The 22,150-nt window shown below is 42.6% G+C and carries 21 protein-coding genes and 1 riboswitch; of the genes, 10 read left to right on the top strand and 11 right to left on the bottom strand.

Annotated elements, in window-relative coordinates:
- Positions 1 to 66 precede the first annotated feature (66 nt).
- The gene (locus PROVALCAL_RS19790) at positions 67 to 228 is read left to right on the top strand and encodes a hypothetical protein (RefSeq protein ID WP_006660161.1); all 162 of its coding nucleotides are present in this window, start codon (positions 67 to 69) and stop codon (positions 226 to 228) included.
- A 36-nt stretch (positions 229 to 264) separates the two neighbouring features.
- Positions 265 to 1,104, top strand: a complete 840-nt coding sequence (gene sseA / locus PROVALCAL_RS14970) for a 3-mercaptopyruvate sulfurtransferase (protein WP_039862174.1) — start codon at positions 265 to 267, stop codon at positions 1,102 to 1,104.
- A gap of 320 nt (positions 1,105 to 1,424) precedes the next feature.
- On the opposite strand, the gene PROVALCAL_RS14975 is transcribed toward sseA, so the two are convergent.
- The 3 genes from PROVALCAL_RS14975 to rhlE all read right to left on the bottom strand — a co-directional run bounded on the left by PROVALCAL_RS14975 (position 1,425) and on the right by rhlE (position 4,145).
- Positions 1,425 to 1,673, bottom strand: coding sequence for a GlsB/YeaQ/YmgE family stress response membrane protein (locus tag PROVALCAL_RS14975; RefSeq protein ID WP_006660163.1), 249 nt, complete (start codon positions 1,671 to 1,673; stop codon positions 1,425 to 1,427).
- Positions 1,674 to 1,836: 163 nt separating this feature from the next.
- On the bottom strand, positions 1,837 to 2,796 hold the full coding sequence (gene dusC, locus PROVALCAL_RS14980) for a tRNA dihydrouridine(16) synthase DusC (protein WP_006660164.1): 960 nt from the start codon (positions 2,794 to 2,796) through the stop codon (positions 1,837 to 1,839).
- Positions 2,796 to 4,145: an ATP-dependent RNA helicase RhlE gene (rhlE, locus tag PROVALCAL_RS14985; RefSeq protein WP_036965513.1), complete on the bottom strand. Its 1,350-nt coding sequence runs from the start codon at positions 4,143 to 4,145 to the stop codon at positions 2,796 to 2,798. Before rhlE ends, dusC begins: the two co-directional genes overlap by 1 nt.
- 290 nt (positions 4,146 to 4,435) lie before the next feature.
- Here rhlE and PROVALCAL_RS14990 point away from each other — a divergent pair, with 290 nt between their 5' ends.
- The 5 genes from PROVALCAL_RS14990 to PROVALCAL_RS15010 all read left to right on the top strand — a co-directional run bounded on the left by PROVALCAL_RS14990 (position 4,436) and on the right by PROVALCAL_RS15010 (position 10,191).
- The gene (locus PROVALCAL_RS14990; protein ID WP_006660166.1) at positions 4,436 to 5,134 is read left to right on the top strand and encodes a CerR family C-terminal domain-containing protein; all 699 of its coding nucleotides are present in this window, start codon (positions 4,436 to 4,438) and stop codon (positions 5,132 to 5,134) included.
- A gap of 66 nt (positions 5,135 to 5,200) precedes the next feature.
- Positions 5,201 to 6,193, top strand: a complete 993-nt coding sequence (hlyD, locus tag PROVALCAL_RS14995) for a secretion protein HlyD (RefSeq protein ID WP_006660167.1) — start codon at positions 5,201 to 5,203, stop codon at positions 6,191 to 6,193.
- Positions 6,194 to 6,201: 8 nt separating this feature from the next.
- Entirely contained in the window at positions 6,202 to 7,941 is a 1,740-nt protein-coding gene (locus PROVALCAL_RS15000) for an ATP-binding cassette domain-containing protein (protein ID WP_006660168.1), read from the top strand.
- Positions 7,938 to 9,077, top strand: a complete 1,140-nt coding sequence (locus PROVALCAL_RS15005) for an ABC transporter permease (protein ID WP_006660169.1) — start codon at positions 7,938 to 7,940, stop codon at positions 9,075 to 9,077. Before PROVALCAL_RS15000 ends, PROVALCAL_RS15005 begins: the two co-directional genes overlap by 4 nt.
- 7 nt (positions 9,078 to 9,084) lie before the next feature.
- A complete protein-coding gene (locus PROVALCAL_RS15010; RefSeq protein ID WP_006662285.1) occupies positions 9,085 to 10,191 on the top strand; it encodes an ABC transporter permease in 1,107 nt (368 codons plus the stop codon).
- 80 nt (positions 10,192 to 10,271) lie between these two features.
- On the opposite strand, the gene PROVALCAL_RS15015 is transcribed toward PROVALCAL_RS15010, so the two are convergent.
- The 5 genes from PROVALCAL_RS15015 to moaA form a co-directional block, all read right to left on the bottom strand.
- Positions 10,272 to 10,979 (bottom strand): Bax inhibitor-1/YccA family protein, encoded by a 708-nt coding sequence (locus PROVALCAL_RS15015; protein ID WP_006660171.1) that lies wholly within the window; start codon positions 10,977 to 10,979, stop codon positions 10,272 to 10,274.
- 153 nt (positions 10,980 to 11,132) lie between these two features.
- Positions 11,133 to 11,585 carry a molybdopterin synthase catalytic subunit MoaE gene (gene moaE, locus PROVALCAL_RS15020; protein ID WP_006660172.1) on the bottom strand — a complete coding sequence of 151 codons (453 nt, stop codon included), beginning with the start codon at positions 11,583 to 11,585 and terminating at the stop codon, positions 11,133 to 11,135.
- Positions 11,586 to 11,587: 2 nt separating this feature from the next.
- On the bottom strand, positions 11,588 to 11,833 hold the full coding sequence (gene moaD, locus PROVALCAL_RS15025) for a molybdopterin synthase sulfur carrier subunit (protein ID WP_006660173.1): 246 nt from the start codon (positions 11,831 to 11,833) through the stop codon (positions 11,588 to 11,590).
- A complete protein-coding gene (moaC, locus tag PROVALCAL_RS15030; protein ID WP_006660174.1) occupies positions 11,830 to 12,309 on the bottom strand; it encodes a cyclic pyranopterin monophosphate synthase MoaC in 480 nt (159 codons plus the stop codon). Before moaC ends, moaD begins: the two co-directional genes overlap by 4 nt.
- 26 nt (positions 12,310 to 12,335) lie before the next feature.
- Positions 12,336 to 13,316, bottom strand: a complete 981-nt coding sequence (gene moaA / locus PROVALCAL_RS15035) for a GTP 3',8-cyclase MoaA (RefSeq protein WP_006660175.1) — start codon at positions 13,314 to 13,316, stop codon at positions 12,336 to 12,338.
- A riboswitch (molybdenum cofactor riboswitch) is annotated at positions 13,306 to 13,442 on the bottom strand. It overlaps the preceding gene by 11 nt.
- A gap of 402 nt (positions 13,443 to 13,844) precedes the next feature.
- Here moaA and PROVALCAL_RS15040 point away from each other — a divergent pair.
- Together PROVALCAL_RS15040 and PROVALCAL_RS15045 are read left to right on the top strand one after the other, a co-directional pair.
- A complete protein-coding gene (locus tag PROVALCAL_RS15040) occupies positions 13,845 to 14,675 on the top strand; it encodes an ADP-ribosyltransferase domain-containing protein (RefSeq protein WP_006660176.1) in 831 nt (276 codons plus the stop codon).
- Between the two features lie 236 nt (positions 14,676 to 14,911).
- Positions 14,912 to 15,820 carry a gluconeogenesis factor YvcK family protein gene (locus PROVALCAL_RS15045; RefSeq protein WP_006660177.1) on the top strand — a complete coding sequence of 303 codons (909 nt, stop codon included), beginning with the start codon at positions 14,912 to 14,914 and terminating at the stop codon, positions 15,818 to 15,820.
- 51 nt (positions 15,821 to 15,871) lie between these two features.
- On the opposite strand, the gene pgtA is transcribed toward PROVALCAL_RS15045, so the two are convergent.
- The 3 genes from pgtA to PROVALCAL_RS15060 are packed head-to-tail and all read right to left on the bottom strand — an operon-like array spanning position 15,872 to position 20,320.
- The gene (gene pgtA, locus PROVALCAL_RS15050) at positions 15,872 to 17,119 is read right to left on the bottom strand and encodes a two-component system response regulator PgtA (RefSeq protein WP_006660178.1); all 1,248 of its coding nucleotides are present in this window, start codon (positions 17,117 to 17,119) and stop codon (positions 15,872 to 15,874) included.
- Entirely contained in the window at positions 17,112 to 19,118 is a 2,007-nt protein-coding gene (pgtB, locus tag PROVALCAL_RS15055; RefSeq protein WP_006660179.1) for a two-component system sensor histidine kinase PgtB, read from the bottom strand. Before pgtB ends, pgtA begins: the two co-directional genes overlap by 8 nt.
- A complete protein-coding gene (locus tag PROVALCAL_RS15060) occupies positions 19,115 to 20,320 on the bottom strand; it encodes an ABC transporter substrate-binding protein (RefSeq protein ID WP_006660180.1) in 1,206 nt (401 codons plus the stop codon). Before PROVALCAL_RS15060 ends, pgtB begins: the two co-directional genes overlap by 4 nt.
- 423 nt (positions 20,321 to 20,743) lie before the next feature.
- Between PROVALCAL_RS15060 and pgtP the strand changes: the two genes are divergently transcribed.
- On the top strand, positions 20,744 to 22,123 hold the full coding sequence (pgtP, locus tag PROVALCAL_RS15065; protein ID WP_006662289.1) for a phosphoglycerate transporter PgtP: 1,380 nt from the start codon (positions 20,744 to 20,746) through the stop codon (positions 22,121 to 22,123).
- The last annotated feature ends 27 nt before the right edge of the window (positions 22,124 to 22,150 follow it).

Raw genomic sequence — 22,150 nt, forward strand, 5'->3', positions numbered from 1 at the left:
AAAACTTGTTTGCTATTGCCATCCAGTTATACTTTGGCTTCTTCATATCTAATCAGGCTAATAAAAATGAAAAAAGTCGTCATCGCACTGTGCGCTTTATGCGCGTTGAGTTCTATCGGAGGAATTGTGTTAGCAGGGATGAATATTTATACCCGCTCAACGACACCTTTAGAACAAAATCAGGCTCAATCGCCATCAGTATTACCTGCACCTAATCAAATTCAGTAATCAGCCATTAATAATCTAACGGGACGGTGAGTTATGATGTACAACGATTATTTTGTCACGCCAGAGTGGTTAAATTCACATCTTTCAGATAGCAATCTGATTGTACTTGATGCATCAACCCCCCCGCCAACCGCCCCCTATGATTGTTATCAGAGTTATCTTGATGAGCACATTCCACATGCACAATTTTTTAATCAAGATGAAATTGCAGATAAAAGTAGCGACTTACCGCATATGCTGCCTAGTGCAGCCACATTTAGCCAAGCCGTTGGGGCGATGGGTATTAATAACCAGACCCAAGTCATTATTTATGCGCAAAATAACTTATTTTCATCGCCTCGTGCATGGTGGACTTTCCGCACATTAGGCTGTAAACACGTAAAAATCCTAGCGGGTGGAATTAACGCGTGGAAAGCCGCAGGCTTTGCAACACAGTCAGGTAAAATTACACCACCAGCAACACAAACCTTTATTGCAGATAGGCAAAATGCCAATGCCCTGAACCAACAACAAATGTTGGAGATTGCAACTGATGGTAAGATTCAAATCGTTGATGCTCGCGCCGCTGCGCGTTTTCTTGCTCAAGCCCCTGAGCCGCGCCCAGGTTTAAGAATGGGCCATATCCCCGGCAGTAAAAACGTGCCTTGGGATTTATTAGTGGAGAATGGGGAATACAAATCACCAGAACAATTAAAAGCGATTTTTGCCGAGCATGATGTCGATATTCACGCGCCAACAGTGACAACGTGTGGCTCGGGCATGACCGCCGCGGTTGTCTTAATGGCTTTAATGCTACTCGGTAACTCTTATGTTCGCCTCTATGATGGTTCTTGGGCGCAATGGGGTCAAGACAACGGTTTACCCATCGAACCTTAATCTTACTCATTCCCCCCATAGCTACTTTTTAAGTATGGGGGAATGTAATTATTCTCTTTGCGCTTATAGTGTAAATATAAAAAGCATTAAATAAATAACGTCATTTTTCTATTACGTCATTTTAATGAAGATAATAATTAATAAGTGACTGATGGGAACGCTGAGTAATAAACCTAGAAACGCATTCTACTGTTTAAGGCACTGTAGCAGTATGAAAATTGAAAAATTAAAGCCACACATTATTTAGCGATACGTCATAATATGTGGCTTTAATAAATAATTTATAGTGCGGTAGCAGGTTTTTTTACTTTCTCAGAAAACTACTTGATAAACATCCCTGCAAGGAATAGTACGACGATGGCACCAATAACGGCGACAATAAAGCTGCCAAAATTAAATCCATCTACCTTACCTTTACCAAAGAATGTGCTGATATATCCCCCAACAACGGCCCCTACGATCCCCAGAACCGTGGTCATAATGAAACCCATTTGATAGGTTCCAGGCATCAGCCATTTAGCTAAAACACCCGCGATTAAACCAAAGATAATCCAAGCAATAACGCCCATTTGAGGCCTCCAATATCCAGTTGCACTCTATCTCTGCAGCATTCTATCTTTGTTGCATGTCATAAATGTTTTATTTCATACGGTGATAGCACTATGTGAAATAAATCATCACCATACCTGTTAATTAAAGACCTAATCTTAAATTTTAGCAAATCACATAATTCTAATATGGCATGACAGGTAGCGATTCCACATGATGTGCAATGATATCTGCGATTTGCTCTGCTGTTTTCAAAGCTCTAACCTGAGAGAACAAAACATCGGCTTGTTGATACTCTTTACGCAAATAGCTAAGCCACTGTTTAATACGGGCTGCGTGGTAATGTCCCGTATCACCCTGTTTTTCTAACTCTGTATATTTAAAGAGTATTTTGCCAACCTGCTCCCAAGGCATCTTCGGGACATTGTGTTTGATAACTCGGCTCAAATTCGGTGTATTTAAGGCGCCTCGACCAATCATAATTGAATCGCACCCCGTCATTTCCATACACCGTTTAGCACTTTCATAATCCCAGATTTCACCATTCGCAATCACTGGAATTGACAATTTTTGGCGAATCTCACCAATGGCCTGCCAGTTAATGCATTCGGCTTTGTAGCCATCTTCTTTTGTACGCCCATGCACTGTTAACTCAGTTGCCCCAGCTTGTTGCACAGCATCCGCAATTTCATGAGCAAATTGACTACTGTCCCAACCTAATCGAACTTTTACAGAGACCGGTAATTCTTTAGGCACTGCGGCACGTATCGCTTTAGCGGCATGATAGATAAGGTCGGGTTGCTTCAATAATGTCGCGCCACCGCCACTACCATTCACTGTTTTTGAAGGGCACCCACAATTGAGATCTACCCCCCAAGAACCGAGCTCTACCGCGCGGTTGGCATTTTCAGCCAACCACTCGGGATACTGACCTAACAACTGCACTCTCACTAATGTTCCCGAGGGTGTTCGGCTGCCATACTGGAGTTCCGGACATAGCCGATAAAACGTTTTTGCAGGCAGCAATGTATCTACAACTCGTACAAATTCTGTGATGCACAAGTCGTAGTCATTCACCTCACTCAATAAACGGCGAACCAGAGAATCAAGTACCCCTTCCATCGGAGCGAGCAGTACACGCATTAGCTTTCACTACGCCCTTGTCTAACACGCTTCTGAGCACTTCTCCATGGAGAACCAGCTGATTCAGATTGGCCTTTACCCGCGCTTGTATTTTGACGACGAGGACGACTATGACCTTTATTGCTATTACTTCGCTCACCACCACGGTTATCTGGAGAACGACGGTCATTGCGCTGAGAAGGCTTTTGAATCGGCTCAGCTTTGATTGATGGGTTTGGTTCATACCCTTCAATCGCCATTAATGGAATAGATTTTTTCAGTAACTTTTCAATATCTTTCAGCAACTTAGCCTCATCGATACACACTAAAGAAACCGCCATACCCGTTGCTTCCGCGCGCCCAGTACGACCAATACGGTGAACATAATCTTCAGCCACATTAGGCAACTCAAAGTTAACTACATAAGGCAGTTGTTCAATATCCAAACCACGGGCAGCGATATCTGTCGCCACGAGTACACGGATATCTCCCGATTTAAAATCAGCTAAAGCGCGAGTACGAGCTCCTTGGCTCTTATTTCCATGAATTGCCGCTGCTTTTACGCCATCTTTATTTAAATGTTCCGCTAAACGGTTAGCGCCATGCTTAGTACGCGTGAACACCAAGACTTGTTGCCAATTCTCGCGCCCAATCATAAATGACAGTAATTCTGCTTTACGATTTTTATCCACTAAATGGACATATTGGGTCACTTGTTCAGACGCAGAGTTACGCGGTGCCACTTCAATCGATACAGGGTTATTCAGCAATTTACTCGCCAACTGTTTAATCTCATCAGAGAACGTTGCAGAAAACAGAAGGTTTTGGCGCTTTTTCGGTAATTTAGTGATCACGCGACGAATGTCGTGAATAAAGCCCATATCCAGCATACGGTCAGCTTCATCCAAAACGAAAACTTCGACTTGAGAAAGATCCACTGCATTTTGGTGCTCCAGATCCAACAAACGACCCGGTGTTGCGATCAGGACATCCACTCCACCACGCAACTTCATCATTTGAGGATTAATGCTCACACCACCAAACACAACAAATGAGCGAATTTTCAAATGGCGGCTATATTCTTTTACGTTTTCAGCCACTTGAGCTGCAAGCTCACGAGTTGGAGTTAAAATCAATGCACGGATAGGACGGCGGTTATTGCCCCGAGGATTGTCTACCAATTTTTGCAAAATAGGTAAGGTAAAACCGGCTGTTTTACCGGTACCAGTTTGAGCACTGGCTAATAAGTCTTTACCCGCTAGAACAGCAGGAATAGCTTGTTGTTGAATAGGCGTAGGACTTTCATAGCCTAATTCATTAATGGCACGCAAGATTTCCTCGTTTAACGCGAGGTCTGAAAAACTAGTCAAATTAATTACTCCGGGCTCCACCGCTTCAATATATTGGGCAGCTCTAGGGGGGAAGGTTTGATATTCAATAGAAGAAAAGCGCAAACTGCCATGCGATACCCAAAAATTCTACCATCATTTGACCGCGATAAATATATTAATTTAGATTGATGAATAAACTAATACAAAATCTGCTTTATATAGTATATATACGTACACAAAACTAAAGATACATCTGTTTTCATCCTGAATAATGAACAAATGCCAACTAAGAGCATGTTAAAAATTTATTTAATTCTGAATCAAAAGGAATGTTTATGAACACAAATTCATCGCCAACATTGCGTGGAGAGAGCGCTAAGCTCCAACTTCTTCTCGCTGCCGCAGACGTTTATGGAGAACAAGGCATTGATGGGGCTACCACTCGCCAAATTGCCCAAGCATCAGGGCAAAACATCGCTGCAATTTCATATTATTTCGGTTCAAAAGAAGGGCTTTATCTGGCGGTTGCTCAGCAAATTGCAAACAATATCAAGGAGAGCTTTGAGGAAAGTATTAATAAAATCGATTACTTTATTAGCCAGCCAGCAGAGTTACAAATTCCTGAAGAAGCACTCGAACTCTTAAAAAACACCATTATTTCTTATAATTTTTTCCAACTTAAAAAAGAAAATCTCAGTTTTTCACGTATCCTTGCTCGCGAACAACTCAACCCAACTGAAGCCTATGGTTTAATTCATGAGCAGGCTTTGGGTCCTATCCATTCACGGCTTAACCGCTTAGTTTCTATCTATATCGGCGCTGATCCAAACGACTTAGCAACATTAATTCACACTCATGCCATTTTAGGTGAAACACTTTCTTTCCGTATTGCGAGAGAAACACTACTGAGGCAAACGGGCTGGAAACACATCAATGAGAATGAATTTAAAATTATTAATCAGGTTCTTATTGAACACATCGATATCTTATTATTGGGGTTACGGCATCGCCAACAATCAGAAAAGTGATATGATATATAGATAAAACTAAATCATAATCTTGAGTAATGAGTTTACCCGTCACTAAGGTTAGTTATGAACACAAAACGCCGCACACAAGTTCTTTTACTGATTATTCTGCTGATTGCCGCCATTTCAGGGGGCTATTACTATCAATCGCTTCAGGACAAAACATTCGCTCTATATGGTAATGTGGATGTGCGTACCGTTAACCTCAGCTTCCGTGTCGGTGGTAAACTCGCCTCTTTAGAGGTTGATGAAGGGGCGCAAGTCAAAGCTGGACAGTTACTTGGAAAATTAGATGACGCTCCTTACATCAATGCCTTAAATAAAGCCAAAGGGCTCCGTGACAGTGCCAAAGCACAGTTAGCACTTAAAGAAAAAGGCTATCGCACCCAAGAAATCGCCCAAGTTGAAGCTGAAGTTGCCCAGCGCCAAGCTGCTTGGCAATATGCGGACAATTTTTATAAGCGCCAACAGGGCTTAGCTGCCCAAAAACTGATATCTGCCAATGATCTGGATAATGCTAAAAATAACCGTAATCAAACGCTTGCCGCACTGAAAGCATCCCAAGATAAACTTAATCAATATCAAAGTGGATTTCGCCAAGAAGAGATAGCCGCAGCACGAGGAGAATGGCTACAGGCAGAAGCGGCTGTTGCTCAAGCGGAACTCGACCTTGCCGATACTCAGTTACTGGCTCCTTCTGATGGTACTGTATTAACCCGAGCCATCGAGCCAGGTACCATTATAGGCTCCGGTAATACCGTTTTTAGCGTAACCTTAACCCACCCTGTTTGGGTTCGCGCCTATGTTAGCGAAGCACATTTAGGCGATGCCGTACCCGGTAGTAAAGTTTTGTTATTTACCGATAGCCAACCCAATACGCCCTATCATGGCACTATTGGCTTTGTTTCCCCCACTGCCGAATTCACGCCAAAAAGCGTACAAACTCCGGATTTACGCACTGATTTAGTGTATCGCTTACGCATTATTGTCGATGATCCAAATGATAAACTTCGTCAAGGGATGCCCGTTACCGTTCAATTTGCGGCTCCTCAACAGTAGGGCGCATTATGGCTCAGCAACATATCATTTCGTTAAATTGTGTTGAGAAACATTTTGCCGGACTGGATACCCCTGCCGTTGAAAGCTTAACGACTGAAATTCATGGTGGTTCAGTCACCGGATTAGTCGGGCCTGATGGCGCAGGCAAAACCACACTGATGCGTATGCTTGCTGGGTTACTTAAGCCAGATTCAGGGCAAATTAGTTTAATGGGGTTAGATCCTATCCGAGACAGCATTGAGGTACGAGCTAACCTCGGCTACATGCCGCAAAAATTTGGGTTATATGAAGATTTAACTGTTCAAGAGAACCTTGATTTATATGCAGATCTTCGAGGTGTCGTTGGTGAAGAGCGCCAACAAACCTATCAACAATTACTGACATTCACTAGCCTCGAACCTTTTACTCAGCGTCTTGCTGGTAAGCTGTCAGGGGGAATGAAACAAAAATTGGGGCTTGCCTGTACTCTATTAGGTAAACCCAAAGTGTTACTTTTGGATGAACCCGGCGTTGGTGTTGACCCTATTGCCAGACGAGAACTTTGGCAAATGGTGCACACCTTAGCAGATGAAGGTATGTTGATCCTTTGGAGTACCTCGTATCTGGACGAAGCAGAGCAATGCAAAGAAGTCCTTCTGCTCAACGAAGGCAAGCTACTCTATAGCGGAAAACCGGAGCAGCTGACGCAGAAGATGGTGGGTCGTTCATTTTTACTCGAAGTGCCCGCCACCCAAAAACGTACCATTCTACAAAATGCATTAGTCTTGCCAGAAACCACAGATGGCGTAATTCAAGGGCGTTATATTCGATTAATTTTAAAACCCCAAGCCTCTCAACATAGCTTACTTCAAGCGTTGAAAATGGATCATCAAACGCTTATTGAAGCCGAGCCTCGCTTTGAAGATGCCTTTATTGATCTCTTAGGGGGCGGTCCATCCCATCGTTCCGAACTCGCGGCTATCGTGCCACAAATTCCGCCAGCACCTAATGAAACGGTGATAGAAGCTCGCAATCTAACCAAAAAATTTGGGGATTTCGCAGCCACTGATACTGTCAATTTCCAAGTCAAACGGGGAGAGATTTTTGGGCTATTGGGACCGAATGGTGCAGGTAAATCTACTACGTTTAAAATGATGTGTGGGCTCATGAAACCCACCGATGGGCAAGCATTAGTGCTTGGGATGGATTTAAAAACCAGCTCAAATAAAGCTCGCCAACATCTCGGGTATATGGCGCAAAAATTTTCCCTCTATGGCAACCTCAAGGTCGGGCAAAACTTAAAATTCTTCTCCGGTGTATACGGTCTACATCATAAACAGCAAACCACCAAAATGCAGGAAATGATCAACGCCTTTAATTTTACGCCAATTATTAGCCAAATTACCGACTCCTTACCCCTCGGTTATAAACAGCGACTCGCCCTCGCCTGCTCCTTGATGCATGAGCCAGATATTCTCTTTTTAGATGAACCCACTTCTGGTGTGGACCCGCTAACTCGCCGAGAATTTTGGTTACATATCAATGGGATGGTGGATAAAGGTGTGACCGTGATGGTCACAACCCACTTTATGGATGAGGCGGAATACTGTGACCGTATAGGACTCGTTTATCATGGTAAAATCATTGCAGCGGGCACACCCGATGAATTGAAGCAGCAAGTTGCTAGCACTAAAAACCCCAATCCTTCCATGGAAGATGCTTTTATTGAATTGATTTTTAACTACGATAAACAGCAGGAGGCGCAATGAGTACTACCGCTTCAGATTTTTCATGGCGTCGGCTAAAAGCACTCTGCTGGAAAGAGAGCAAACAGATTGTTCGTGATCCCAGCAGCGCATTGATAGCCATTGTTATCCCGCTGATGCTGCTGTTTATTTTTGGTTATGGAATTAATCTCGACTCCAGTAAATTACGCGTTGGTATCTTGATGGATCAACAAAGCCAACCCGCTCGTGAATTAGTGGATGCCTTTACAGGGTCGCCTTTTATTGATGCCACCATCAGTGATAACCGCAACTTATTGATTAATAAAATGCAGGCCGGAGAAATTCGCGGCATCGTGGTGATCCCCGTTAATTTTGCAGAGCAACTTTTGCGTCCCGATGGACATGCGGCAATTCAAGTGATTACCGATGGGAGCGAACCCAATACTGCCAATTTTGTTCAAGCCTATACCAAAGGGGTATGGCATACATGGCTTATCCAACAAGGTGAAAATCAAGGATACCCAACTGACCCACTGATCGAACTTAATATGCGCTATTGGTTTAATGAAGCGGCATTAAGCCAGCATTTTATTATTCCAGGCGCAATTAGTATTATCATGACTGTTGTCGGTGCGATATTAACGTCATTGGTTATTGCTCGAGAATGGGAGCGCGGTACGATGGAAGCGCTGCTTTCCACCCAAATTACCCGCACTGAGTTACTACTTTCTAAATTATTGCCTTACCAGCTTCTCGGCTCCTTTGTCATGGTGCTGTGTATGCTGGTGACAACCTTGATATTGGATATTCCGTATCGTGGCTCTTTATTAATTTTATTTGTGATCACCAGCTTATATTTAGCAACCGCGTTAGGCATGGGATTACTCATTTCTACTATTACTCGCAATCAATTTAATGCGGCAATGGTGGCACTAAATGCCGCGTTCTTACCTGCGATTATGCTTTCTGGATTTATTTTCGAAATCGATAGTATGCCGGTATTTATTCAAGTCGTGACCTATTTCATTCCGGCTCGCTACTTTGTGAGTAGCCTGCAAACCTTGTTTTTAGCGGGGGATATCTACTTGGTATTATTGACTGATTTCTTACTGCTGATTGCCTCAGCCATATTATTCATCGGCTTAACGGCGTTGAAAACGCGTCGTCGTTTGGATTGAGGTTCCTATGTTTTATCGCCTTTACACCTTAATTATGAAAGAGTTGCAATCGTTATTGCAGGAAAAACAGACACGTATTATTTTGATCATGCCTGTCATTTTCCAGATGATTCTCTTTCCGCTGGCAGCAACCTTAGAAGTCACGAATACCACCATTGCCATTTTTGACCAAGATAGCGGTGAGCACTCTATTGAACTCACCCAACGGCTAGCCAAAGCGAGTGCATTTTCTCATGTTCTTTTGCTAAAAAATGAAGCGGAGATCCGCGATACGATCAATAACCGTAAAGCCCTATTGGTCGTCCGTTTTAATCAAAATTTCAGTGCAGATATTGCCAGTCATCACACCGCCAATATGATGCTACTACTCGATGGTCGAAACTCAAATAGCGCGCAAATTGCCGCGAACTATATTGAGCAAATCGTCACGCAATACCAGCAGGAGCTCACGCAAACACAGCTGAAGCCCAATAATAGTGAGCTGATAGTCCGCAATTGGTATAACCCAAATCTAGATTATAAATGGTTTATCGTGCCATCGTTGGTCGCGCTGATTACGACGATTGGGGTTCTTATCGTAACCTCGCTGTCAATTGCGAGAGAGCGTGAACAAGGTACTCTAGATCAATTATTGGTTTCCCCTCTCACGACATGGCAAATCTTTATTGGTAAGGCAATCCCGGCTTTAGTCGTTGCCACCGCACAAGCTACCTTAGTGTTAGTGATTGGGATCTTTTGCTATAAAATCCCGTTTGCTGGTTCACTATTACTGTTCTACGGTACGATGATCTTTTATGGCTTATCGCTGGTGGGGTTTGGTTTGTTGATCTCTGCATTATGTTCGACACAGCAGCAAGCGTTCATCGGGGTATTTGTGTTTATGATGCCAGCAGTGCTGCTATCTGGTTATATCTCACCTGTCGAGAATATGCCTGTTTGGCTGCAAGACATTACATGGATTAACCCGATTCGCCATTTCACGGATATTACCAAGCAGATCTACCTCAAAGATGCCGACTTCTCGGTGATATTTCATAGCCTATGGCCACTTCTGATTATTTTCCTAGTCACCAGTACCCTAGCCTATTATCTATTTCGCAAAAAAATCGCGTAATAACCAGATAGAAGCCATAAAAAACCCCGCAACAACTGAGTTATTGCGGGGTTTCGTGTTTCAATCTGTTCAACTAACGATTAACGGCGATCACCAAAAATACGCAGTAACATTAAGAACAGGTTGATGAAGTCTAAGTACAGAGATAACGCACCCATAATTGAGTATTTACGCATATTTTCTCTGTCATCTTGGTTGATCTGCTCACCCATTTCTTTCAGTTTTTGAGTGTCATATGCTGTTAATGCAGCAAACAGTAACACCCCACCGTAAGTGATGACCCAGTACATCATTGAGCTTTGCAGCCAGATGTTAACCAGTGAAGCTACAACTAAACCAATCAGTGCCATAAACAGGAAGTTACCCATTCCTGTTAAGCTACGCTTCGTGGTGTAACCAAAGAAGCTCAGTGCACCAAACATAACGGCGGTAATGATAAAGGTACCTACAACAGATTCACCAGTATAAACCGCTAAAATCACAGAGATAGTGAGACCCGTTAGCAATGCGTACAGCATAAACATACCTGTCGCAATCGCACCGCTCATTTTAGGCAGTAAAAAAGACAACCCCATCACTAAACCAAGTTCAGCGATGATCATGCCGAAAAATAGCACTTTATTTGTAGCGATAGTAAAAAACAGGCCGCTGCTTAAGGAATACCAAGCAACAAAAGCCGTGAGCAATAATCCAACTGTCATCCAACCGTAGACTTGGGACATAAATGCCTGAACGCCAGTGCTGGCATTCTGGACAAGAGAATCATTACGTTGATCAAATTGACCCATGATGGTTACCCTTCCATTTTAAGTAAAATCGACCCAGCAAAACCACCAACAGAGTAATCCTTACTGTGATCGGACAAATTTGTTCCAAAGTTTATCACAATATTTTGACATTACCATTCGGCTTATTCGCATTTTCCGCATAACTATTTTGGATTACCAGCGGTTTGCTGATGCTTCATCACTCTCTTTAGCTTCAACCCAACGCTCGTTATCGGGAAGAGACTCTTTCTTCCAAAATGGTGCTTTCGTTTTTAGGTAGTCCATGATGAATTCAGCCGCTTGGAATGCGGCATTACGGTGTGCACTTGTCACCCCGACAAACACGATTTCTTCGCCCGGTTGTAAAATGCCGATACGATGAATAACACTGACTCGCTGTAATGGCCAACGCTCTCTAGATTGCATCACTATGTCAGATAATGCTTTTTCTGTCATACCGGGGTAGTGCTCAAGCGTAAGAGCGGCAACGCTATCCCCTAAATTATGATTACGTACTTTTCCGGTAAACGTGACAACCGCGCCATCACTATCACATTGAGCTAGCCATGAATATTGCTCGCCCACACTGAAATTTTCGGTTTGTACTGCAATATGGGTGTTATTCATGCTTAGCCTCCAGTGACAGGCGGGAAAAAGGCGACTTCATCACCAGCCGTGAGCGGGTGGTCAGCTGAAACAAACGATTGATTAACAGCGGCTAACAATTTGCCATCTTCCAGTGCCAGAGCCCAACGTTCGCCCTTTTGTGATAATGCTTGGCGCAGTGCTTCAACGGTTGGGTAATCTGCGGATAACACTAAACGGTCAGTACCAACTAACTCGCGAACTTGAGCAAAAAAGAGGACAGTAATCATACTTCCACCTTAAAATGACCTGATTTTCCACCGGTTTTTTCTAATAAACGTACCGGACCAATCACCATATCTTTTTGCACCGCTTTGCACATGTCATAGATGGTTAACGCAGCAACTGATGCCGCCGTCAAAGCCTCCATTTCTACCCCTGTTTTCCCTGTTAGACGACAACAGGTTTCGATGCGTACACGATTATGCTCTGGTTCCGCTTCAAGAGTGACTTCAACTTTTGTCAGTAACAAAGGGTGACACAGTGGGATTAACTGCCATGTGTTTTTTGCTGCTTGGATCCCTGCAATACGTGCTGTTGCGAACACATCACCTTTATGGTGACTACCCTCCACAATCATCGCTAATGTTTCTGGGTTCATGGTCACAAACGCTTCTGCGCGCGCTTCTCGGACAGTTTCAGCTTTTGCTGATACATCAACCATATGCGCCTCGCCCGACGCATTAAGGTGGGTCAGTTGGGACATAATTACTCCTGAAAATCAAAAAATTATTAACCGCCAATAACGGAAAGATTTGGGGTGATCCCGCTGTCGCCTTGGTGAAGAAAATGGGTTTCGCGCTTAGACATTAAACCACTTTGGATGCGCGCTTTCAGGGCTTCATTCTGGTTTTCATCACCCAGTAAATCACGCAATGGAATCCCATTTTCACCAAATAAGCACAGATGCAGATTGCCCAAAGAAGAAACTCTTAAACGGTTACAACTTTGGCAGAAATCCTTCTCATACGGCATGATCAGCCCGATTTCCCCTTGATAGTCAGGGTGGCTAAAGACTTGGGCGGGACCATCACTACGAGAACGAGGCTGCATATACCAACCTTCTGCAATAAGACGATCACGAACGGTTTCACCAGACACATGGTAACGTTGGAATAGACTGCTCCCTTCCCCGGTCTCCATGAGTTCAATAAAACGTAATTGAATTGGACGATGTTTGATCCAATTTAAGAATGACTTGAGGGCGATATCATTGACATTTTTCATCAAGACCGCGTTGACTTTGACTTTGTCAAAACCGGCATCAAATGCAGCATCGATACCTTTCATCACTTGGAAGAATTTGTCTTGTCCAGTGATCGCTGCAAATTGGCGAGGATCAAGGCTATCAACACTCACATTCACCGCATTTAAACCCGCATCACGCCATGCTTGCACATCTCTCGCCATGCGATAGCCATTGGTTGTTACCGCGATTTTTTTGATCGAATCATTTTCTTTAATCGCCGCAATAATGTCAGTGAAATCTTTACGCATTGTGGGCTCGCCACCAGTAATACGCACTTTTTCTGTGCCAAGTTCGGCAAAAGCGCGGCTCACTCGACGAATTTCATCCAGTGTTAAGAATTCGTGGCGACCACTTGGTTTGTAACCATCAGGCAGGCAATATGTGCAACGGAAGTTGCAAACATCGGTTATAGATAAACGAAGATAGTAAAATTTTCGGTCAAATTGATCGACAAGTTGCTGCATATTCACACCTTTCCAAATACGGGAGATGCAGACATTTCTATCTCGCACCCTGGTGACTCAAGGCCACGGCCAGAACATCATATTCATCAGGAACTTAGACGCAAAGGCTAGGAGTTTTATCGGGAACCCAGTCTGTAGATAAAGTCCAAATCGTTAAGACGATTATCGTCACTTGGTTCACTTATTTTCTGTAAGGATTTTAGCCCATTGCAAACCAAAAAGCGAACCAAAATACGATATATAACTTAATATACAACGACTTATGGAAGCAGTAACTAATTTCAGAAGTCCTTATTATTATAGATAATTTTCTCTTCTTCCTATGCTAAAACCTAAATTCATCTGTCAAATCTTCGTCAAAATGAGGTTAATTCTATGCACATTGTTTGTTGTAGATCAGTTTTATACCGCGCTTTTTGATAGATAAAACCAAGAACCCAGAAATATGATGCTGCGAGTTATTACATCACGGCATTTCCATCTGGTAATATAAAGAATAATTTTAAATGACATGCTAGAGGATAAAACATGTATTTAAATTCAGCGAATTCAAAAAATAATAATCCATATTATTTTACAACAAATAATACCCAGCTAATTTCTATTTATGAAAAACAACATCTCAATTATCTTGATAAAATGATGACCAATGAAAATATTTCATCTCATATTCCTTATTATACTGATGGGCTTAATGAATTAAGCCAACATTACACTAAGGAATATTTAGATAATGAAACAGCACTTGATATTCATGACCAAATTCGACTATTTAATAATACGCATTCCTTTAACAATATGCATTTTGTAGATTGGTTTGCTCTACAGGACTATAAACATGCTGGGTATGTCAAAATTAATCAAACATTGCGGGATAATCTACACAACGCCACTCACTATCCAGCAGAAATAAAACAGCTTTATTTAACCTTAATGCATCAAATATTATTGCAATCTATTCCACTTAAACATGAAGAAATCCTCTACCGAGGAGAAGTTCGTGATATTAACTTCACTCATAGGCTCAATAAAGGCGATGTAATAAAATCTCATGCATTTTGGAGTACATCAAAAAATAAAGAGACCGCCAATAGTTTTTGTGATGATGCGAATAGTTTAACAAATGATGAATTTAATATTTTCTACGTTATTGAGAATAATAGCCCTTATTCAGGCGCCAGTATTAGTCAAATTCTGCGCGATAGTGAAAATGAGTTTTTATTTTTACCACAAACTGAATTTAACGTTATCGATACCTACCGTGATGAGAAAAATAACATTTTCAATGTACGATTAGAAACTGTCCCAACCACTGAATATGCGCTTACCGAAAAAATTCATCAGATTATTTTTTCTTAATTATCTTAATTAGAAGGCATCTCAATTTCTCTTGTATGATTCTGTTTCCACGCCTTATTCGTCCATTTCACTTAGCTCTTTACACAATAAATTTGTGATACCGATCGAGAATATTCTCTTTTATTGTTTTTTATCACGGTAAGTAAACTTCAGATGATGTTTTATGATAAATTAGCGCCAATTTTGTTTTAGCGCTGATTCTAGAAACATAGATTGATAGTTTAAATAGGAACACTATGCCAAACCGTAGTTTGACAAATCTTAATCACGTCGTCGCTCTCGGGGGTGGACATGGACTTGGTCGAGTGATGTCTTCTCTTTCATCTTTAGGCTCTCGTTTGACTGGCATCGTCACCACTACCGATAATGGTGGTTCTACTGGTCGTATTCGCCGTTCAGAGGGCGGAATCGCTTGGGGCGATATGCGTAACTGCTTGAACCAGCTGATTACCGAACCCTCTATTGCATCCAAGATGTTTGAATATCGATTTGCAGGAACAGGAGAATTATCAGGGCATAATCTTGGCAACCTGATGTTAAAATCACTGGATCATTTAAGTGTTCGTCCACTCGAAGCCATCAATCTAATTCGTAATATGTTAAAGGTGGATGCGCAGTTAATCCCGATGTCTGAATCTCCCGTCGACCTGATGGCAATTGATGATATGGGTAATGAAGTCTACGGTGAAGTTAACGTTGATGCTCTCGCCGAGTTACCGAAAGAATTACGCCTGTATCCGCCTGTAAAAGCCACTTCCGAAGCCCTTGATGCTATCCATCAAGCAGATTTGATTTTCATTGGTCCGGGCAGTTTTTTTACCAGCCTAATGCCTCTTTTGTTACTCGATGATATTGCTTGTGCACTGAAAGAAAGCCAAGCACCTATGGTGTACATCGGGAATTTAGGGAAGGAAATCAGTACGTCAGCAGCTAGCCTCACACTTCCCGAAAAACTCGTGATGATGGAACAGTATATTGGGCGCAAAAAAATCGATGCGGTCATTGTTGGACCCCGTACTGATGTGAGTACAATCATCCAAGAACGCAAGGTCACTCAACGTGTTTTAGAAGCAGACGATATTCCTTATCGCCATGACCGAAACCTGCTATTAAAGGCGATTGAAGAAACCATTCCTCTTTTGTAATACATTGAATATGAAGTTACAGGTTAATACCTGTAGCTTCATTAGCTCATCTTACGTTCGGTAATGATGCTTATCCAATCCATACTTTTTCATCCGTAAATACAATTTTTTACGCGGCATTTGCAAATATTCCGAAACATCATTAATTCGCCCTTGATGAATATTTAGTGCTTCCGTAATAATTTGGCGCTCATAGTTTTCAATTTGCTGATCTAATGCTGTCGGTGCTACCGATGTTAATAATGGGTTTGCCGTTTCCCCCATAGGCATAATACCTACCGCGTACAACTCTGCGGCATTCGCTAATTCAGTGACATTTCCAGGCCAATGACGACGACTGAGTTTTTTCATAAAGGATTCATCTAATTCAGGCAAATCTTGATTCAATCGTATGCAGGCAAGCTCTAAATAATGCTGGAACAAAACGGGAATATCCGCTTTACGCTGAGATAACGGTAAGCAATTCACTTGAGTTAACGAAAAATAATAGTAGAGCTCAGCAATAATTTGCTGCTGCTTAGCTAAAATAAGCAATGGCTGCTCAGAAATACCAATTAAACGAAATCCCCGCGGGTCTTGCTGCAAATGTTGAACAAGATAACGTTGCTGATTAACCGGAAGTAACTCAATATTTTTAATCACCAAGGTGCCTGATTGAGCCTCTTTCACCCACATTTCTACTGGAGCTTCTTGGTCGCTAAGAAGTGTTTTGATGACTAAAGGCGCTTGTTGATGCGTACTGATTTGATGCAAGTAACGCGCCAAATAAGTGCGACCACTGCCCAATTCCCCTTGCAAAAAAACGGCGGCAAGTGTTTCAGATAATCCTTGAAGCTGCCCACGAATCTGCTGTGACCACTCACTAATTCCCACAAAGTTAAGCTGCCATTGATTTTTTCCCCAGCGACGTTGCAGTACCCGCTGCTTACGCGCCGCCAATGCTTTTGAAACTTGCTCTAACAGATACTCTGGATTAACCGGCTTTTGTAAAAAATCCCATGCTCCCATTTTGACGGCTTCAACCGCCATCGGGACATCCCCATGACCCGTAATCAACACCATGGGAAGATGTTTATCTTTTGACAAAAACAACGACATGAGCTCGATCCCCGAACATTCGGGCATACACACATCACTGAGCACAATACCGCACCAGTCTCGGTGAACTAACTCTTTTGCCGTTAATGGATTATCGCAAGCATAAACTCGATACCCAGCTTGAGCGAGTAATAGACAGTACGCTTCCAATACATCCTTATCATCATCAATCAGCAATATGTCATGGTTATCATCAAGCATCTTCAAGTACCTTCTTAAATTCTAAAATTACACATCCATTTCCGCGCAATGTTGAAGCGATACGCAGCTCACCACCAATTTGTTGCATAATCGATTGGCTGATAGATAGCCCCACCCCAAGACCGATTTCCTTACTTGTGGTAAAAGGCTTCATTAACGTATCAGCTAAATGTAATGGCCACCCGCCCCCGTTATCACATAACGTCAGCGTCAGTTTGTCGGCAGCTTCACTGTAATCAATGGTGATTTCTGCGTTCTGCGGACTCGCATCAAGGGCGTTCGATAACAAATTCACCAGCACTTGCTGAATACCGATCTCATCTCCTAAGACTTGAGGTAAAACATCAGGGTAACTCAGCATAACCTTACGCGTTTTATGTTGTAAACGCAGGACGTCCCAAGCACTTTGAATAGATTGGCGTAAGCTGATAGGTTGTAGCTGTTCGTTATCATCACGTTTACGGGCAAATTGACGAAGAGAACGCACGATGCCATCCATGCGCGCAACCAGCTGCTCCGATTTATTTAGCGCCATTAATGTGGCTTCACACTCTTGTTCTGGCAACCCTTTCTTCGCCATAAATAAATGCATAGAGAGTGCATTCAAAGGTTGGTTAATTTCATGGGCTAATGTGGTCATTGTCTGCCCGACAACGGCGAGTTTTGCCGTTTGAATCAATTCATTTTGTGTTGTCCGTAAGTTTTTCTCAATTGCCTTACGCTCTGCAATCTCTTGCTCTAATTGATTTTTTTGTTGATTTATTTGCGCAATACTGCGCTGTAATAATGTGCCTATCCGCCCTAATTCGTCACGTCCTTCTACAGGGATCGTGGTCGTAAGATCCCCGATACTGATCCGAGCAACCGCTTGGTTTAATGCCGTAAAACGTTTCACTAATCGAGGGCGAATAAACAACATATTGAACAACAACACTAAGAGTAAGGCTAACCCTGCGGTGATAATGATAATCGTGCCACTCCACGACATAATATTCGCTAAACGCTGGTTTAATGTCTGCAACTGGAAGTGGCTACTGCCTAGCTGTACATCAAGTTGGTTGCGAAAACTTGCCAAGATACGCTCTTTCTCCTTCGTCACTTCACTGAGCGCTATCTTCGCCGTCTGGTAGTTTTGCAGCACCTCCAACATTTGATTGTCAGAAAGTCCGATATCCAATAGCTCATCAATCGTTTGGCGTAGCGTGACTGAACTTGGGTATAAACTCAACGCTTCTTCATTTGCCGATAAGTTGGTTTTTAAATAGCCTAAATAACGTGCGTATCCACCAACATCAACAGGGTCATCGAGGGAACTATCGCCTTGAATATCTTTTAAGCGCCCAGTCAAAATATTCGTGATCTGCTCTTCTAAACGCGCCAGCGTATAAATTAATTGCAGTTCACCTTGAACATTACGTAATCGACTTTGTAATCCCTTCGCTTGGCGAGGGTCTTGCTCAATTTTATCCAACAAAGAACCTTGCTGTAGGCTGATATCTTGGGATAACGAGTTTAATTCGGTATTAAAATCATCATGTAGCCAGTTGATCCGTGCAGAGAGTGTGTTGGTCTTTTCTCGTGCTAAAAACAGGGTATAAAGCGCTTTATCCAGCCGCTGTAATAGATCCTGACTTTGCGACAAAATCATGGCTATCTGCTGCTGGTCTTGCCCATTTAACTGTTGATTAAACGCTTCGATTTGCGATAGATGGGCGGTAATTTGATTGCGTAGTTGTAATCGCGTGGCGGTATTCGGCGCTTTTAAAAATTCATTTAACTCATTCACTAATGTATTCAGCTGCCCTTCAATCAAAAATGAAGCCTGCATTTTGGGAAAATAGTCCCCAAGCGCATAACGAATCTGTTTATTTTGCTCTTGCCATGCATACAGGCTGACGCAGCTCACAATCACCGTCATTAATGCGCCAGTGATAAATGCCCCGCGTAAAATGGCAGTGATACTAAAGCGTCCCATCAAACTACTTATCGATATTTTCATTTGATAGCTTCCAACTCGCTAATTGCTTGGCGCTGCTGTTCCTGAAAAAAGCGCTGCCAGCGCATATACTCTTCTTCCGCTTTACGGCTATCTTCAAAACGCGAGTAATAAGCCGGATCTTCACTCTCCTTAGCACTGACAGGCATTGCAGTCAGTAAAGCCCGCACGTCGGGTAACGGACGCTTTAATTTAGCTTCCGCCATATACACCGCACGCCATGCATCTTTGGATTCCGTTAAACGGAATGTAATCGCTGCATCAAATAATTGCTGAACTAACCGTTGACGCTGCAACACTAAGTGGACATCTAATGGTTTAGGAGAATCTAACAACTTGCTCTGTTGTGCTTTCCGAGGGTTATTATCCTCAAGCGGTGTGACTGGATATTTTCCTGTGCTGCTGTCTGCAAAAATTTTTTGCCCTTGTTCACTGAGTAAAAAATCAATCAGTTGACGTGACTTTTCAGGCGTCAAACTATGGCGAGTGATCGCAATAAATGTCGGGGATGTTGCAGAATCAGGAAGATAATGAAATTCAAGTTCAGGATCGGACAGCAACACATTCGCGTAATTATCAATAATCGGGGCCGCACCACCAAGCCCAACTTTTATTTTATCGGCAACACCAAAACTGCGGGAGGATACGGTAGCTAAGTTTCCCGACATGCCAAGCAAAATGTGCCATCCATCTTCCCATCCTCGCTGCTGTAATAGCGATTCAATCATTAAGTGGTAAGTATCCGAGCGCGATGGGCTACTGATCAACAATGAACCTTGATACTGACTATTGGTAAGGTCATCCCATGTCTTTGGAATAGGTAACTGATTTTGCTCCATCCATTTACGGTTAGTCAAAATGCCATATCCGGAGAATGCAACCGCAGCGACCGAGCCTCTTAATGATGATGGAATTAAACGCTGTGAGTATTCGGGGATCTCAGGTAGTGCACTCAATCGATTATGCTGCTGTAAATGATGCATTAGCATCGGTGATGACGTCAGTATTAAGTCGACATTCTCCAACGCTTCCGTGTCCAGTAAACGCTCTAATGAGGCACTTGTACGGTTAATGGTGCGAATGGGTATTGCATCTGCTCGCGCATTCCAATTTGTGACAATAGCCTGTGTCGCTTCAGGTGAAAATGTCGTTGCTATCACTAACTCATCACTTTTCGCATAACTATTTCCCATGCCATTGAGCATCACGATGAACAAACACAGCGAAGTTATCAGTGGACGAATTTGTATTATTGATCTCATTAGAGTAGTCATCCCCTGGGTAGATGTGATTCATATCAAAGAAAGTAACAATAGTTCGAGTTTGCCAAAAATCGCATTTGAGACAAATTTTACCCTTTTCGGATTTATAGGCTCATCGCAACACATACCCGCTTTATTCTCATTGTTAGGCGATTAAATCAACCTTTAGTTGTTCATTTTTTGAAATGCATTCTCGTTAATTTTCGAATGAGTCAAATTGACGCATAACTATGCAAAATTGGGTCAATTTTGACCCAAATCCTTCATATTGCGATATTTTTTCAACAAGAACATGATGACCCTGTCAGAAATAAAACGACAAAAACATCAGGGAATTTCTTTTTACTTTATTTCACAGGTGAACCTATGCTGTCATTTTTAAAGCCAGCCACGGCAAAAAAACAAATTGCACCAGAAAAAGTTCCTACTACCTATAAACGTTATCGGGTACAAGCTCTGCTCAGCGTTTTCTTAGGTTATTTAGCTTATTACATTGTTCGTAATAACTTCACGCTCTCTACCCCTTATTTAAAAGAAAACTTAGATTTAAGTACGACACAAATTGGTCTATTAACCAGCTGTATGCTGATTGCTTATGGGATCAGTAAAGGGGTGATGAGTAGCCTTGCAGACAAAGCGAGCCCAAAAGCGTTCATGGCTTTCGGTTTGATCTTATGCGCTATCGTCAACTTCGGAATGGGATTCAGTAATGCCTTTTGGTTATTTGCTGGGTTTGTTGTCCTCAATGGGATGTTCCAAGGTATGGGGGTTGGACCTTCATTTATCACCATCGCTAACTGGTTCCCTCGTCGTGAGCGTGGACGTATTGGCGCATTTTGGAATATTTCTCATAACGTCGGTGGCGGTATTGTTGCCCCAATCGTCGGTGCCGCATTTGCGGTATTAGGAACAGAGCACTGGCAAAGCGCCAGCTACATGGTACCTGCATGCATTGCCATTCTGTTTGCTGCTGTCGTATTAGTATTAGGTAAAGGCTCACCAAAACAAGAGGGTTTACCCGCACTTGACCAAATGATGCCAGAAGAAAAAGTCATTCTGACCTCTGCCCAGAAAGAGAAATCACCAGAGAACATGAGTGCATTCCAAATCTTCTGCACTTACGTACTAAAAAACAAGAATGCTTGGTATATCTCCTTTGTTGACGTATTTGTGTATATGGTACGTTTCGGTGTGATCAGTTGGTTACCTATCTATTTACTGACAGAGAAGAACTTCTCCAAAGATCAAATGAGTGTGGCGTTTTTATTCTTCGAATGGGCAGCTATTCCATCCACTTTATTAGCGGGTTGGTTAACAGACAAGCTATTCAAAGGCCGTAGAATGCCATTAGCTATCGTTTGTATGACGCTGATTTTCTTCTGCCTTATTGGTTACTGGCAGAGCCAATCATTAGCTGTCGTGACATTTTTTGCGGCTGTTGTTGGTTGCTTAATCTATGTACCTCAATTTCTCGCATCGGTTCAAACCATGGAAATTGTCCCAAGCTTTGCTGTCGGTTCAGCGGTAGGGTTACGTGGCTTCATGAGCTATATTCTTGGCGCAACATTGGGAACAAGCCTGTTTGGTTTCGTAGTTGACCGTATGGGTTGGCATGCAGGCTTCTATTTACTGCTAGGTGGAATCGTCTGCTGCATTATTTTCTGTGTATTGTCACACTTGGGCGCGCTTGAACTTGAGCGTAATCGCCAAGAAGTGTTAACCAATGGTCAATTAGCTAACGCGTAATCCCAGTCAGTAATGAATAAGGCAGCC

Source organism: Providencia alcalifaciens DSM 30120, assembly GCF_000173415.1.
In the GTDB taxonomy this organism is placed as follows: domain Bacteria; phylum Pseudomonadota; class Gammaproteobacteria; order Enterobacterales; family Enterobacteriaceae; genus Providencia; species Providencia alcalifaciens.

Bases quoted from the DNA above. Each gene is read 5' to 3' on its own strand.
- PROVALCAL_RS19790 (WP_006660161.1), top strand. From the start codon at position 67: ATGAAAAAAGTCGTCATCGCACTGTGCGCTTTATGCGCGTTGAGTTCT.
- sseA (WP_039862174.1), top strand. From the start codon at position 265: ATGTACAACGATTATTTTGTCACGCCAGAGTGGTTAAATTCACATCTT.
- PROVALCAL_RS14975 (WP_006660163.1), bottom strand. From the start codon at position 1,673: ATGGGCGTTATTGCTTGGATTATCTTTGGTTTAATCGCGGGTGTTTTA.
- dusC (WP_006660164.1), bottom strand. From the start codon at position 2,796: ATGCGTGTACTGCTCGCTCCGATGGAAGGGGTACTTGATTCTCTGGTT.
- PROVALCAL_RS14990 (WP_006660166.1), top strand. From the start codon at position 4,436: ATGTTTATGAACACAAATTCATCGCCAACATTGCGTGGAGAGAGCGCT.
- hlyD (WP_006660167.1), top strand. From the start codon at position 5,201: ATGAACACAAAACGCCGCACACAAGTTCTTTTACTGATTATTCTGCTG.
- PROVALCAL_RS15000 (WP_006660168.1), top strand. From the start codon at position 6,202: ATGGCTCAGCAACATATCATTTCGTTAAATTGTGTTGAGAAACATTTT.
- PROVALCAL_RS15005 (WP_006660169.1), top strand. From the start codon at position 7,938: ATGAGTACTACCGCTTCAGATTTTTCATGGCGTCGGCTAAAAGCACTC.
- PROVALCAL_RS15010 (WP_006662285.1), top strand. From the start codon at position 9,085: ATGTTTTATCGCCTTTACACCTTAATTATGAAAGAGTTGCAATCGTTA.
- PROVALCAL_RS15015 (WP_006660171.1), bottom strand. From the start codon at position 10,979: ATGGGTCAATTTGATCAACGTAATGATTCTCTTGTCCAGAATGCCAGC.
- moaE (WP_006660172.1), bottom strand. From the start codon at position 11,585: ATGAATAACACCCATATTGCAGTACAAACCGAAAATTTCAGTGTGGGC.
- moaD (WP_006660173.1), bottom strand. From the start codon at position 11,833: ATGATTACTGTCCTCTTTTTTGCTCAAGTTCGCGAGTTAGTTGGTACT.
- moaC (WP_006660174.1), bottom strand. From the start codon at position 12,309: ATGTCCCAACTGACCCACCTTAATGCGTCGGGCGAGGCGCATATGGTT.
- moaA (WP_006660175.1), bottom strand. From the start codon at position 13,316: ATGCAGCAACTTGTCGATCAATTTGACCGAAAATTTTACTATCTTCGT.
- PROVALCAL_RS15040 (WP_006660176.1), top strand. From the start codon at position 13,845: ATGTATTTAAATTCAGCGAATTCAAAAAATAATAATCCATATTATTTT.
- PROVALCAL_RS15045 (WP_006660177.1), top strand. From the start codon at position 14,912: ATGCCAAACCGTAGTTTGACAAATCTTAATCACGTCGTCGCTCTCGGG.
- pgtA (WP_006660178.1), bottom strand. From the start codon at position 17,119: ATGCTTGATGATAACCATGACATATTGCTGATTGATGATGATAAGGAT.
- pgtB (WP_006660179.1), bottom strand. From the start codon at position 19,118: ATGAAAATATCGATAAGTAGTTTGATGGGACGCTTTAGTATCACTGCC.
- PROVALCAL_RS15060 (WP_006660180.1), bottom strand. From the start codon at position 20,320: ATGCTCAATGGCATGGGAAATAGTTATGCGAAAAGTGATGAGTTAGTG.
- pgtP (WP_006662289.1), top strand. From the start codon at position 20,744: ATGCTGTCATTTTTAAAGCCAGCCACGGCAAAAAAACAAATTGCACCA.